This is a genomic window from Simiaoa sunii (assembly GCF_014337175.1).
GTDB classification, from domain to species: Bacteria; Bacillota; Clostridia; order Lachnospirales; family Lachnospiraceae; genus Acetatifactor; species Acetatifactor intestinalis.
Map to the genome: position 1 here is coordinate 2,319,348 of NZ_CP060633.1, position 13,249 is coordinate 2,332,596.

The following is a 13,249-nucleotide window of genomic DNA, read 5'->3' on the forward strand; positions in this document are numbered from 1 at the left end:
ATGTCACTGATTGTTATATTCCTATTATAACAGTGAACGCAGTACTGTCAACTGTAACCAGGGAAAGTTTATCGTTTTTTAATCAAAAACGGCATCTCACTTGTGCAAGATGCCGTTTGCATTTTATTGATCTTCGTCTCCGTCCCAATTCAGGAATTCAAATTCAAATTCATCATCATCTGACATGAAGTTTTTGGACTTCCAGCCGGGATTCTGATTGCCTTCACTCTGCGGTACAGGCTTTGTGGGTCTTGCCACCGGTCTGCCGGCCTGCGGCGCGGGTCTTTCGCTCTGCGGTGCCGTGGGTCTACCTCCCTGAGGTGCAGGTCTTCCCTGTCCGGGTGTCACCGGTCTGCCTCCCTGAGGTGCAGGTCTTCCCTGTCCGGGTGTCACCGGTCTGCCTCCCCGGGGTGCAGGTCTTCTCTCCTGCGGTGCCGCAGGTCTTACGGTCTGTCCAATGGGTCTCTCTCCCTGAGGTGCGGGTCTGCCATCTGGACGTGTTCCCTGGCCTGTCGGTCTGGATGCCGGTCTTCTCTCAGCTCCCACTTCATGCATTACTTTCTGGCTGCCTTGCGGCCTGCCGCCCTGCGGTCTGCCTCCCTGAGGTGCGGGTCTTCCGTTTTGGGGTCTGCCTCCCTGGGGTCTGTCCACTCTTCTTCTGCGGACCGTTTCCTCTTCCACGCCGGAGAAATAGGATGCGTCATTCATATCTTTGATTTTGAAGATCAACAGTGTCACCGCTGCTACCGCCGCTACAAGCAGAATCACCAAAATAATGATGACTGCTTTCTGGCTGCTGATCTTTTTCTGATTGGTCTCATACTGTGCATTGATCTCTGTGATCTGGTTCAGGGAATTGAACAGATCTTCAATCTTATATTGCTTCTGCCCTGCCATGTCCAGCAGATACCATGCATCTCCCTGCATCTGAGTATCCCAGTCTTTGGATGTGGTCTGGGTATCTTCCGCAGGCTGCTCATCTGTGGGTTGTTCCTCTACCGGCTGTTCTTCTACCGGTGCCTGCAGCTCTCCGGATAATGCAACATAATCCGAACGAATGAAGCCTGTCACCTCGACACTGTTGGAAATAAAGCTTATCTGATACCATGTCTTTCCATCGGTTCCTGTTGCCTGTCCGGTCACAGTCAGTGCCATTCCATTCTCCGCAGTAGTCACGATCTGGCTGGTGGTGGACGCATTGCTGCGCACACGAACAGACTGACCTCCGGTCACGGTCGCACTCAGGGGTTCCACTGCAGTAACCTCCACAGGAGTCTCATTCACAACAGGCGCCGGTGTTGCTGTGGTCGTAGTCGTTGTAGTAGTTGTTGTAGTTGTTGTACCTGAAGAAGACGGCGGGGTAGATCCGTCGGTAATACTTACCAGATCGGAACGAATATATCCCAGCGTATTCGCATCCACATATACTTCATACCAGGTATAACCGTCTGCTCCCTTGGTCTGACTTTTGATGGAGATCGCCTTATCCTTGGCTGCGCTGCCGATCACTTCACTGGAAGAATCCGCAGTTTTACGGATCTTAGCACTGGATGCTGTTACCTTGGCTGCACTTTCCGCATGGCTGACAATTGCCAGATTCTCACTAAAAAGTCCTGCTCCCAACACAAATACCAGTGCCAGCATTCCCCAGAAAACCTTACATTTACTTATTCTCTGTACTGTCTTTTTCATCTGCAACTCCTTTTGTATCCTGACCTTGTCTTACGCTTCATCGATTGCTTTGCCAATGTCATGACGCATGTATTTATTCTCGAAAGAGATCCATTCCGTTGCCGCATAAGCGTTGGCACGGGCTTCTTTCAGATCTGCTCCCTTCGCCGTCACCCCCAGGACACGACCACCGTTTGTAACGATTCCCTTGTCCGTAAGTTTCGTTCCGGCATGGAAGCAATAATAACCGTCTTTTCCGTCGAAGTTCTCCAGACCGCTTATTACAAATCCCTTCTCATAGGATACGGGATAGCCGTCGCTTGCCAGGACCACACATACCGCAGCATTGTCCTCAAATTGCAGGTCGATCTGATCCAGTGTGCCGTCCACACAGGCTTCCATCACTTCGATAATATCATTCTTCATACGCGGCAGTACCACCTGCGCCTCCGGATCACCGAATCTGGCATTGTATTCTAATACCTTGGGGCCGTTCGGAGTCAGCATCAGTCCGAAGAAAATGACTCCCTTGAAAGGTCTGCCTTCCGCTGCCATGGCATCCACGGTAGCCTGGTAGATGTATTTTTTACAGAATGCATCCACTTCCTCTGTATAGAAGGGGCTGGGAGAAAAGGTTCCCATACCACCGGTGTTCAGCCCCTGATCGCCGTCCTTTGCTCTCTTATGGTCCTGCGCAGAAGTCATGATGCGGATGGTCTTGCCGTCCACAAAAGAAAGTACACTGACTTCTCTGCCTGTCATAAACTCTTCGATGACCATGCGGTTGCCGGCTGCACCGAACTTTTTATCCAGCATGATCTCATCCACGCCTGCCAGCGCTTCTTCTAAAGTATTGCAGATCAATACGCCCTTGCCCAGTGCAAGACCGTCCGCCTTCAGCACGATGGGAAAGCTCGCCTGCTCCTTCAAGTACTTAATAGCCTCCTCCGCGTTATCAAAATTCTCATAAGCTGCGGTGGGAATGTTGTATTTCTTCATGAGATCCTTGGAAAAGGCCTTGCTACCTTCCAGGATCGCTGCATTTTTACGTGGTCCGAAAGCCCGCAGGCCCTCTGCCTCCAGTGCATCCACCAGTCCGCCGACCAAGGGATCATCCATGCCTACGATGGTCAGGTCAATGGCCTGTTCCTTCGCAAATGCAACGATCTTATCAAATTCCATGGCTCCGATGGGAACACATTCTGCGATCTGACCGATTCCGGCATTGCCCGGAGCACAATAGATCTTATCTACTTTAGGACTTTTTGCCACACAGGTTGCAATGGCGTGCTCTCTGCCGCCACCGCCTACGATCAATACTTTCATACCCATATCTTCTGCCTTCCTTAATTTTCGCTGTTTGTATGCTTTACTTTTCCGTTCACGACACAGATCCGTCCGTTGGCAATGTCATCCACTGCCTTCGGAAGAAGCAGCCACTCTGCCTGTTCCATCACACGTCTCTGCAACGTCTCCGGAGTGTCGTCGTCCTCCACTGCCACTGCCTTCTGTGCAATGATAGGACCCTCGTCCATGCCTTCATTCACAAAATGTACCGTAGCTCCTGTCACTTTCACACCGCGCTCCAGTGCTTTTTCATGCACATGTAGTCCGTAGTATCCCACACCGCAGAAAGAAGGGATCAGGGACGGGTGGATATTGATGATCCGGTTGCTGTATTCATGTACCATTGCCTCCGGGATCTTCACCAGGAATCCTGCCAGTACGATTAAGTCCGGAGCAAACTCCTTCACCTTTGCAAGCAGTGCCTCATTAAATACTTCTCTGCTCTCATAATCCTTCGGAGACACACAGACTGCGGGAATCCCTGCATTCCGTGCTCTCTCTAAGCTCTTCACCGTCTTGTTATTGCTGATCACGCCCACGATCTGTGCGTTTTTAACCTTACCTGCTGCAATAGCATCAATGATGGCCTGTAAATTCGTGCCGCCGCCGGATACCAGTACGACTACTCTTAACATATGGTCACACTCTTTTCACCGGTCTCACAGGTACCTACCACATAAGCAGTCTCGCCTGCTGCCTTCAGAGCTTCCATAGTCTTATCCACATCTGCGGGATCCAGTGCCAGTACCATGCCCAGACCCATGTTGTAAGTATTATACATCATCTCGTCTGTGATATTGCCTTTCTTCTGCATCAGGCGGAAAATAGCAGGCACTTCGTAGCTGTCTTTCTTCACGACTGCACGGATGCCGTCGGGAAGCATTCTGGGGATGTTCTCATAGAAACCACCACCGGTGATATGGCTGCAGCCCTTTACCTTAACACCTGCGTTCTTCACAGACTTCATAGCCTTCACGTAGATTCTGGTAGGAGCAAGCAGTGCCTCACCAAGAGTCTTGCCCAGCTCATCATAATAGGTATCCAGGCTCTCTTTTGTCATATCGAATACTTTTCTCACCAGAGAAAAACCATTGGAATGTACACCGGAGGAAGCGATGCCCACCAGTACATCACCGGGCTTGATATTCTCACCGGTGATCAGATCTTTACGTTCTACCACGCCTACGGCAAATCCTGCCAGATCATACTCATCCTCGGGCATCAGTCCGGGATGTTCTGCGGTCTCACCGCCTACCAGTGCTGCGTCAGACTGCTTACAGCCCTCTGCCACGCCCTTCACGATAGTAGCGATCTTCTCGGGAATATTGCGTCCGCATGCGATATAATCCAGGAAAAATAAAGGTTCGCCGCCTGCACATGCCACATCGTTTACACACATGGCCACACAGTCGATACCGATGGTATCATGCTTGTCCATTAAAAATGCCAGCTTCAGCTTGGTACCTACACCATCGGTGCCGGACAGGAGCACAGGATCCTCCATATCTTTGATGGCACTTAAGGAAAATGCTCCGGAGAAACCACCGATGCCGCCCATTACTTCGGGACGCATGGTCTCCTTCACGTACTTCTTCATCAGTTCTACAGACTTGTAGCCTGCTTCGATGTCTACTCCAGCTTTCTTGTAATCCATTTTCTCCTCATTTCCGCCGCAGGGGCTCTTTCGTTTTATTAGTGGGGCAGCCTCTTAAGAGGTCCCTGATTCTCTGTCTTATCTTCTTATTTTTTCATGCCTTCCAGGTATGCTTTATAGCCGATCTCCTGCAGTTTTGCATCTTTGGCTTCTACCTGTTCTTTTAATTTTGTGCTGTATGCTTTCAGTTTTCCGAGAAGTTCTGCGTCGGAGGTTGCCAGGATCTTGGCAGCCAGAAGTCCTGCATTGGCGCCGCCGTTAATGGCTACTGTGGCAACAGGAATGCCTGAGGGCATCTGTACGATGGAATACAGAGAATCTCTGCCTCCCAGGGAAGTAGTGTGCATGGGAATACCAATGACAGGCATCGGGAAAATAGCGGCGCACATACCGGGCAGATGTGCTGCCATACCGGCACCGGCAATGATCACCTTGAAGCCTTTTTCCTCCGCACTTTTTGCATATTCAAAAAATACATCCGGCTCTCTGTGAGCGCTGATCACGGTCATCTCATAAGGGATGCCCAATTCTTCCAAAATGTCTGCTGCCTTCGCCATCACAGGCATATCGGAATCACTACCCATTACAATGCCAACCTTAGGGCAATTCTCTGTATTTGCCATAATGTCCTCCTCATGTGTCGGTTTTCACCGATTTTTCCATATATCTATAAGTGTACTAAAATCTTGTCGATGATGCAATGGTTTTATGAAAGTTCCTGCAACGGTTCGTTCAGTTCTTCCGTTCCCGGCAGGACGAATCTGCCGTTTTGAATGATAGTGATCCGGTCTCCGTCCTCTTTCACCGCGGTCAGCTCTGCCAGTTCATCATAAGGAATGGTAATGTCCGTATGACAGTTAAAATATGCTTTGGACGGATTCACACTGCGGAGCGCCGCCACCTCGTTGTCTCTTGCCACGATCTCCTTGCCGTCGGGATTGTATACTTTTACTTCTTCCGCATGGGAATAACAGGTATCTCCCACTGCAAAATGCGGTCCCATCTTCTCTGCGATCAGAATGGGCATTTTGGACTCCACACCCAGTTTTTTTGCTGCCACATAGGCTGTGGTATTCGTGCCGATGGCAAATTCTCCTAAGGGCAGTGTCTTGTGGCGGAACAGGATATTCTCCTTAATAAATGCCTTATTTTCTTCCTCTGTGGCAAAATTGGCGCAATTATAATTTTGGATCTTACCGTTTTCAAAAGTGATCTCCAGATCCTTATATTCCAGACCGTTTAAGAATACCCGGGTTACATGCAGCACACCGTTCGTACCTTCCAGTACCGGAGAGGTAAATACCTCACCCACGGGGATGTTCACATCTGCCACGCAGTTTTCAAAAATAGTCTCTTTCGCAGGGTTCTTCAGTTTCCATAAGTTTACTTTCAGATCGGTATGATTGCCGTTACAACCCTTAATTTCACAATGATCTGCCTGATCCAGGGCATCAATGATGGTCTGCTGGATCCGCTGATATTTTTTATAATCCAGCGTATTGATCTGTATCGTCTCCCGGAACAGTTCCTCGAAGCAGTCACCCACCTCCGGGATTGGGAACGCAATGATCGTGAAGCTGCGCTCTTCTTCTATAATGTACTGTCTCTGCAGCTGGCCCATCTGGGTACGGTTCTCTACCAGTAATGCACTCTGCTCATCCGTCATTTTCAGGCTTTCCGGCTTGTTCACCGGCTCGAATTCCTTCTCTCCGAAGGTCTCCACTACCGCCGGTCCCGCATAACCGCGTGCCTCTTTTTTATATTTTTCAAACGCGGTATGCATCACTTCCAGTTTTCGGCTGCAATACATTTTGTCTAAGAACAGTGCCTTGTCATCCTTATGGTCAAACTCGTATTGTCTGTTGGGGCTGACGCTGTAGAAGCCATTCTTGTAAATGGACGGATTGTACAAAATGCTGGAAGCTGCACGGTAGATCACCGGCTGCAGTCCCATTTTCTCAAAATTCTCCAGGGCTCTTCTCATCATGCGCTCAAAGCCCAGCTGATAACGGACATCCACGACCGCTTTCTTCGACAGATCCTTGCCGGTTACTTCAAAGCCGATACGATACCCTTCGGTGTAAGTGTCTGCCATGGTATGGACAGTCTCCTCCGGCAGAGAATTCATAAATTCCGCCATTTTCAATTCATTTTCGCCTACATACTCACCGTAAGCATACAGATAACGTAGATCCGTAAAGTCTGCAGTTCGAAGAATTGCCGCTGCAAAATTATTCTCCGGACATACCATTTCACGTACCCGCTCTTCTGCCGCCACATCCGCATAATCACTGACGAACCAGTAGAGGATCTCACGAATAGCTGCATACGTGGGAAGCTTATGGTTTTCCTGCTGTTCATATACAAATGCCGCATATACCTCAGAAAACAGCTCCATCCGGATCACCAGCTCATCCAAACGTCCTTCGTAGGTAAAACCGATCAGGCTCCGCATTTCTGTGTATAAAAAGGACACAAGCACACCGAATTCTTCTCCCAGCATCTTCACAGCATAAGCTGGATTGGCAAAACTGTTCTCATAGTTTTCCGGTAAAATATCTTCATACAGAGCACGGTTGCGCTGCTGTAATTCTTCCAATGTGGCAGTGGCCTGTTTCCCCTGCTCCAGGAACTGTCTGGTATCCTCGATCAGCAGTAAAAACTTCGCTACTGTTGTAAAATATTCTTTCCAGGGTAGTAACTCCGCTCCCTGGAAATCTTCACCGGGAATCTCCCGGATCCGGAGAAGCGCCAGTTCCAAACGTTCCTGTAAAATTTCTCTTTCTTCCATAATATCTGTTAACTCCTTATTTCCAAATGACTGTCGTGTGTTCCCATGCTCCTGCCTCCGGATGTCATATCTTACAGCCGGCTCCCCAGATACAGTAAAAAGCTGATGCCACCGAGGGAAATTACATTCAATATCGTCCCCAGCACAGGAAAGAACCGGTAAATATCCTTGTCTCGCAGTGTCAGAACGCCAAGGATCAGTCCGATCAGAGAATAGACCGTTGCCAGCACACCGGTGACTCCGTATCCTCCGTGCATCACGCCCCCCTGACTGTAGGACAAATACGTCACAATGCCAAGAGACACCAGGCTGATGACACCCAGAATCGTAGACATGATCGCTTTATCCGAATGTTTTTTATTCGTAAAAATGTAGTTCTTTTTCCGCATAATATATCTCCTATGGAACCCGAAAAGGGCACTTCCTATGTGGAAATGCCCAATCTGCGCGCCCAAGCGGCGCCTTTCTTCTCTTTTGTCCTCAGAACAGGATACGGGATTTGCCGGAGATAAGCTTGCCGCCGCTGATGATCAGCAGTACTCCTGCCGCAATTCCGACTACCAGGGAGATCACTCCCAATACAATATTCAGAGCACCCGCTCCGCGCATGATCTTATAGATTTTCTCTTCCATGGAATCCTCCTGTCTTCTATCCAAAACTTTTCGAAGCCGCCTGCTTAAGCACCGTATACGGCGTAATATTCATCAATTGCCTTCTTCAGGGTGTCGTCGATGTATACTTCTCCCTTGTAAGGTCTGTTGTACAGATGATCGATAACATCCTGCATGGTCACGATGGCATGTGCATCGAAGCCGTACTTTTCCTTGATCTCTTCCAGTGCGCTGACTTTACCGCCCAGTCCCTTCTCCATACGGTTCAGGGATACCATCAGACCAACGATCTCTACGTTGGCAGCTCCTCTTACCTTGGGAACCGTCTCTTCCATAGACTTACCGGAAGTGGTAACGTCCTCGATCATGATAACTCTGTCGCCGTCTTTTAAGGAACTTCCCAGGAAGCTTCCCTTATCTGCGCCGTGATCCTTCTCTTCCTTACGGTCAGAACAGTAACGAACCTCTTTGCCGTATAATTTGCTGTAAGCCACTGCAGTTACAACACTGATGGGAATACCCTTATATGCCGGTCCGAACAATACATCGAAATCATCACCATACGTATCATGAATTGCTTTGGCATAGCTCTCCCCCAGCTTCATCAGCTGCGAACCGGTGACATACGCACCAGCATTCATAAAGAAAGGAGACTTTCTACCGCTCTTTAAGGTAAACTCTCCGAATTTCAATGCCTTACAATCCACCATGAACTCAATAAATTCCTGCTTGTACTGTTCCATTCTATGCAAAACCTCCGTAGTCTTAATTTTCATGTCTTTTCAATTCTGTCTTTTATCATACCATACTTTTTTTTAACATTCAAGGAACAAGCATTGCCGAATCCTTGTTTGAAAATTTCTCAAAAAAGGTAAAAACACCTCTCACCCATTTGGATGAGAGGCTTTATGAATTTTGCCAGTGGAATGCAGATTACCGTTCCCAGCAGAATCACCTAAAAATTACCGTCCAGATAGAGTCTTCGGATCTCTCTTCTGCGGTAACCGAATACGTTCATCAGATATTTTACCATTGTTGCGGTAATACCTGGGACTTTGTCAGGAACAGTAAAAAGTTTTGTTTTACTTTGTTTTCAACTGATCGATTTTCTCCTGCAGATCTGCAATGGCACGCTGACTATTCTTAATGGCTTCACACTGCTTCTCAAAAGGAGGCTCAGGCATATCACTGTACTGCTCAAAATAAATCTTGCCGATCTCCAGATAATTTTTCTTCATCACTTCTTCGCAGGTAGAAATCTGGCTCTTCAGATTTGCAATAGCCGCCAGTTCTTTTGCCTTATCTGCCGCTGCTTTTCCTTTTTCTGTAATGGTACCGCCAATCTTCTCTATAATATCCATGGTATGATCTCCTTTCCGGTACTATTATTTTACTCTTGCACGCTTTCCACGTCAATAGCAGACCCTTGTGTTCAGTTTATGTTTATAGTAAGATAGAAATATATTATTTTTATCTTACGCTACAAAGGCGTGTTCATTTTCATGTCCAGATCAACCAAAAAAGAAAATCTTCTATTCTGCATTGTTTCAACTTTAATCTCAGCATTTGGGATTCTGTTGATTCTGAAATCCAACGGCTTTTATCCTTTTAAGGAAGTAACTCTTTTTACCTTTGATATGAAAGAACAGTATCTGCCGTTTTTCTCCTCTTTGCATTATCTGATCGGTGGAGATGATTCCATTTTCTTTCATTGGTCTAAATCCCTCGGCGGCAATTATATTGGTCTGTATGCCTACTATCTTGCAAGCCCTTTTTCCTGGCTGACAACACTGTTTTCCATTGAAAAACTGCCTCTTGCTATTTTTCTCATGACCGTCAGCAAAATTTCGTTCTCCGGATTAACGTTCTCGGTTTATGTTAATTTCCTATGGAATAAATACAATACTTTACCAGCACAGACCTCTTCTTATCGAAGATTACTCGCTCGTTTCACATTGCTTCCACTACCTGTTGCATACGCGCTGATGTCATATAATCTGCAATTTGCACTATCCATCATGTGGTTGGATGGTGTCATTTTATTGCCTTTACTCCTGCTTGGAGTGGAAAAGCTGCTGGACAAGCAACGTAATCTTTGGTTCATTCTGCCATTAACAGCAATTTTCTATTTCAACTATTATATCTCTTATATGGCAGGAATCTTTTGTGCCCTTTATCTTCTTTTCAGACTTCTTACCACTTACTCTCACTCCCGGCACGACTTGTGGAGAATTCTGAAAAATTTCGCTCTTTCTACATTAATATCCTTGGGACTGGCAGCTCCTTTGCTGATCCCGACTTTTTCCGATATGTTTATCGGAAAACTGTCGGATCCTCTGACCAGTGTTGTTTATGATCCTCGATTGATCAACCAGCCGCTATCCGATATATTGGGACAACTTCGCAATGGCACCGTTAACTACCTTGGAGTCACCGGACTTCCCAATATTTATTGCGGGTATCTCGCTATTCTTTTGTCCATTCTTTTCCTATTTTGCAAACGGATCTCTCTCCGGGAAAGGATTGGCGCCTTTTTACTGACAAGCTTCCTGCTTCTTAGTTTTTATCTTTGGCCGTTGAATATCTTTTGGCACGGCTTTATAACACCTAATTCCTTCAACTATAGATATTCCTTTTTATTCAGCTTCTGCCTGTTGTATATGAGTTGCCGCTTTCTATGTGTTCTTTCGTATCAATTACCATGTTTTTTAGAGAAGACGCATCATTTCCCGGCATTGGAGCTTGTGGTTGGACTGCTTTTGCTAATTACCTCAGCCGATCTCGGTATCAATGGCAGAGCCATTTTCCGCAATATTGATTACGCAACTCCTTATATGCGTATGGATGAATACGTATCTTATCTGAATGACAACAAACCACTGATTGATGACATTAAAGCCTCGGACTCCGGAATGTACCGTATCTGTCAGAATTACCAGCTTACTTCCAATGATCCAATGCTTTTGGGATTTAAGGGAATGTTTCATTATTCTTCCACTTATACCCAAAGTGTCAACGCTCTGACATCTAAGCTCGGAATCGGTCAGGCATGGTTATGGAATACCGGCTATGGTACCACCCCTGTGACAGACAGTCTGTTGGGCGTGAAATATCTTTTGTCAGACACTGCAGAGTCTTCCGGATATTACTCCTTAAAAACGACGGATAATTCGGTGTCCGTTTACGAGAATCCTTCTGCTATGGAATTTATCTACAGTGCACCTTTGGCTTCGGCGGATATCTCATTTACTTCTGATCCTTTTGAAAATCAGAGCCGTTATCTGAATAGCTTATGCGGATCGAGTACTTTATTCTATCAGAAATACGATATAGAGCTCGCCAATCCTGCTGGCAGTCTGCCTGCTGATCTGGAATATGACCCTGTTTCCTCCTGGAGCTATTCTTTCATCGCCGAGAATACGGATCCGGTATATATGTATATGCCCCTGACTCCATTTGTCTCTGCAGATATTTATGTCAATGATGCTTTGGCAGGATCTTTTGAGTACGGTAAAAGTATTTATAATCTCTGTCTTGGATGTTTCCACGCCGGGGAAGCCGTTACGGTAACCGTTGTCTCAGCCTCAGCGACAGCGCCCGGTGATACTTATATTGAGTCTTTGGATACTTTAGCGTTGCAGGATGCTTTGACCTCTCTACAGACCGGTGAAATTACTCTTACCTCCCACAGCTCAGGAAGACTTTCCGGTAATATTTCGGTACATAAAGGTGATACCATTGTTACCTCCATTCCTTATGATGTCGGCTGGCATATTCGTCTGGATGGTCATAAAGTACCTGCCTCTGATATCGGAACCTATGCAGATACTTTTCTCACGATACAGGCCCCTGAGGGAGAACATCATTTAGAAATGTATTATCTATCACCCGGCATCGTCCCTGGACTTCTGATCCTTTTGATCACTTTAATGCTTCTTCTGGTCGTAAACTTTTTACAAACGCATAAGAAAAAGCAACGGTAATACATTGCGCCGCACGGAACACTTGTGCTATAATCGCTTTGTAAATCCAATGGAGGTGACAGCATGCAGCCGCTATACACTACTTTGAAAGTCAATAACGAAATTGAATTATGTGAAGTTTCTGATCCTGATTGTAAGCAGCTTATTGAGCGGGCTCTTTTAAAAAATCGGATTTCCTATTATATTCGTTGGCCGAAGTCCTCTTTTTTTAACAGGAAAAAGGATTCCTGTATTATCTGTATCAACGATAATGTCCGGGACACAGCTGAAGAGATCGTACGTGGGATCTGTGACGAGTCCGGATATAATGTCCGCTTTATTTTAAAACGCTCCTCTAATACATATTTATAAAAATACATTTTATTAATTTTTGTATATTAATTGACATTTTTCCCTTTATAGCGCATAATAATTTATTATAAAAACAAAGGAGGGGACTTTTATATGGAGAAACGAATTAATAAGCATGTATTTGCCTGGGTTTTCTGCTTTTTACTTGGTGAGTTGGGTGTTGATAGATTCGTCAGAGGTCAGGTTGGTCTCGGAATTTTGAAGCTTCTCACTGCCGGTGGCTGCGGAGTATGGAGCCTGATTGACTGGATCATTGCTCTTACCAAAGCATATGGTGCTGCTTATGCCAATTCCGAAGAGGTTGTATTTGTAGACGGAAAATATACTGCATAATCACATGATCAAAAAAGCTTTTGTCTTTTCAGGCAGAAGCTTTTTTCGTTTGATCATAGCAAACGATAAATGTGATATAAAAAATATATTATGAAGAAAAATACAAAACATATATTATTTTTTATTTTATTTATCCTACTGCTCCTGTTATTCCTGTTGCTGGCAGGCTATCAATGTCCACTGCGTTTCTTTTTGGGCATTCCCTGTCCTTTTTGTGGAATGACCCGGGCGTTTTTATGTGTCTTAGAGGGTGACCTTGCAAAGTCCTTTTATTTTCATCCTCTGTGGCCTATCGTATTAGGAATTTTTATTATTTTTCCTCTTTGGAAATTTCGGCTTCTTCACTTATCGGACAAATGGATCGATCATGGGGCTTTTGCGATTGGAATTCTGTTCTTACTCTGCTTTATCATAAGGCATGTGACACATTCTCCCATTGTACAGATTGATTTTACAAAAGGATTTTTTCATTTCTTTTCATATATGAATACATGAAAAAGGAGCTGT

Annotated in this window: 13 protein-coding genes; 3 read left to right on the forward strand and 10 right to left on the reverse strand. The window is 46.0% G+C overall.

Translation table 11 applies throughout. The features are described 5' to 3' along the window. Positions 1-123: 123 nt before the first annotated feature. From H9Q77_RS10630 to H9Q77_RS10675, 10 genes are all read right to left on the reverse strand, one after another. On the reverse strand, positions 124-1,692 hold the full coding sequence (locus H9Q77_RS10630; RefSeq protein WP_249325497.1) for an SH3 domain-containing protein: 1,569 nt from the start codon (positions 1,690-1,692) through the stop codon (positions 124-126). 30 nt (positions 1,693-1,722) lie between these two features. Next, positions 1,723-2,997, reverse strand: a complete 1,275-nt coding sequence (purD, locus tag H9Q77_RS10635) for a phosphoribosylamine--glycine ligase (RefSeq protein WP_118547162.1) — start codon at positions 2,995-2,997, stop codon at positions 1,723-1,725. 20 nt (positions 2,998-3,017) lie between these two features. Next, positions 3,018-3,653 carry a phosphoribosylglycinamide formyltransferase gene (gene purN / locus H9Q77_RS10640; protein WP_249325499.1) on the reverse strand — a complete coding sequence of 212 codons (636 nt, stop codon included), beginning with the start codon at positions 3,651-3,653 and terminating at the stop codon, positions 3,018-3,020. Continuing rightward, entirely contained in the window at positions 3,647-4,672 is a 1,026-nt protein-coding gene (purM, locus tag H9Q77_RS10645; protein WP_249325501.1) for a phosphoribosylformylglycinamidine cyclo-ligase, read from the reverse strand. Before purM ends, purN begins: the two co-directional genes overlap by 7 nt. A gap of 86 nt (positions 4,673-4,758) precedes the next feature. Further along, positions 4,759-5,295: a 5-(carboxyamino)imidazole ribonucleotide mutase gene (gene purE, locus H9Q77_RS10650; protein WP_022153778.1), complete on the reverse strand. Its 537-nt coding sequence runs from the start codon at positions 5,293-5,295 to the stop codon at positions 4,759-4,761. Positions 5,296-5,378: 83 nt separating this feature from the next. Next, the gene (locus H9Q77_RS10655; protein ID WP_249325502.1) at positions 5,379-7,463 is read right to left on the reverse strand and encodes an aminopeptidase; all 2,085 of its coding nucleotides are present in this window, start codon (positions 7,461-7,463) and stop codon (positions 5,379-5,381) included. A 71-nt stretch (positions 7,464-7,534) separates the two neighbouring features. After that, entirely contained in the window at positions 7,535-7,852 is a 318-nt protein-coding gene (locus H9Q77_RS10660) for a DUF6142 family protein (RefSeq protein ID WP_118550447.1), read from the reverse strand. 91 nt (positions 7,853-7,943) lie between these two features. Then, entirely contained in the window at positions 7,944-8,096 is a 153-nt protein-coding gene (locus H9Q77_RS10665; RefSeq protein WP_176863551.1) for a hypothetical protein, read from the reverse strand. 44 nt (positions 8,097-8,140) lie between these two features. After that, positions 8,141-8,818 (reverse strand): orotate phosphoribosyltransferase, encoded by a 678-nt coding sequence (gene pyrE, locus H9Q77_RS10670; protein WP_118547143.1) that lies wholly within the window; start codon positions 8,816-8,818, stop codon positions 8,141-8,143. Positions 8,819-9,157: 339 nt separating this feature from the next. Then, a complete protein-coding gene (locus tag H9Q77_RS10675) occupies positions 9,158-9,436 on the reverse strand; it encodes a hypothetical protein (RefSeq protein WP_249325504.1) in 279 nt (92 codons plus the stop codon). Positions 9,437-9,577: 141 nt separating this feature from the next. Here H9Q77_RS10675 and H9Q77_RS10680 point away from each other — a divergent pair, with 141 nt between their 5' ends. The 3 genes from H9Q77_RS10680 to H9Q77_RS16955 all read left to right on the forward strand — a co-directional run bounded on the left by H9Q77_RS10680 (position 9,578) and on the right by H9Q77_RS16955 (position 13,237). Then, positions 9,578-12,058, forward strand: a complete 2,481-nt coding sequence (locus tag H9Q77_RS10680; RefSeq protein WP_249325506.1) for a YfhO family protein — start codon at positions 9,578-9,580, stop codon at positions 12,056-12,058. Positions 12,059-12,502: 444 nt separating this feature from the next. Beyond that, complete coding sequence (locus H9Q77_RS10685) at positions 12,503-12,742, forward strand: TM2 domain-containing protein (RefSeq protein WP_022153789.1); 240 nt, start codon at positions 12,503-12,505, stop codon at positions 12,740-12,742. A 219-nt stretch (positions 12,743-12,961) separates the two neighbouring features. After that, complete coding sequence (locus H9Q77_RS16955) at positions 12,962-13,237, forward strand: DUF2752 domain-containing protein (RefSeq protein ID WP_408641171.1); 276 nt, start codon at positions 12,962-12,964, stop codon at positions 13,235-13,237. The last annotated feature ends 12 nt before the right edge of the window (positions 13,238-13,249 follow it).

What these genes read in the sequence shown, in the direction of transcription:
- H9Q77_RS10630 (WP_249325497.1), bottom strand. Translation starts at nt 1,692, where the DNA reads ATGAAAAAGACAGTACAGAGAATAAGTAAATGTAAGGTTTTCTGGGGA.
- purD (WP_118547162.1), bottom strand. Translation starts at nt 2,997, where the DNA reads ATGAAAGTATTGATCGTAGGCGGTGGCGGCAGAGAGCACGCCATTGCA.
- purN (WP_249325499.1), bottom strand. Translation starts at nt 3,653, where the DNA reads ATGTTAAGAGTAGTCGTACTGGTATCCGGCGGCGGCACGAATTTACAG.
- purM (WP_249325501.1), bottom strand. Translation starts at nt 4,672, where the DNA reads ATGGATTACAAGAAAGCTGGAGTAGACATCGAAGCAGGCTACAAGTCT.
- purE (WP_022153778.1), bottom strand. Translation starts at nt 5,295, where the DNA reads ATGGCAAATACAGAGAATTGCCCTAAGGTTGGCATTGTAATGGGTAGT.
- H9Q77_RS10655 (WP_249325502.1), bottom strand. Translation starts at nt 7,463, where the DNA reads ATGGAAGAAAGAGAAATTTTACAGGAACGTTTGGAACTGGCGCTTCTC.
- H9Q77_RS10660 (WP_118550447.1), bottom strand. Translation starts at nt 7,852, where the DNA reads ATGCGGAAAAAGAACTACATTTTTACGAATAAAAAACATTCGGATAAA.
- H9Q77_RS10665 (WP_176863551.1), bottom strand. Translation starts at nt 8,096, where the DNA reads ATGGAAGAGAAAATCTATAAGATCATGCGCGGAGCGGGTGCTCTGAAT.
- pyrE (WP_118547143.1), bottom strand. Translation starts at nt 8,818, where the DNA reads ATGGAACAGTACAAGCAGGAATTTATTGAGTTCATGGTGGATTGTAAG.
- H9Q77_RS10675 (WP_249325504.1), bottom strand. Translation starts at nt 9,436, where the DNA reads ATGGATATTATAGAGAAGATTGGCGGTACCATTACAGAAAAAGGAAAA.
- H9Q77_RS10680 (WP_249325506.1), top strand. Translation starts at nt 9,578, where the DNA reads ATGTCCAGATCAACCAAAAAAGAAAATCTTCTATTCTGCATTGTTTCA.
- H9Q77_RS10685 (WP_022153789.1), top strand. Translation starts at nt 12,503, where the DNA reads ATGGAGAAACGAATTAATAAGCATGTATTTGCCTGGGTTTTCTGCTTT.
- H9Q77_RS16955 (WP_408641171.1), top strand. Translation starts at nt 12,962, where the DNA reads ATGACCCGGGCGTTTTTATGTGTCTTAGAGGGTGACCTTGCAAAGTCC.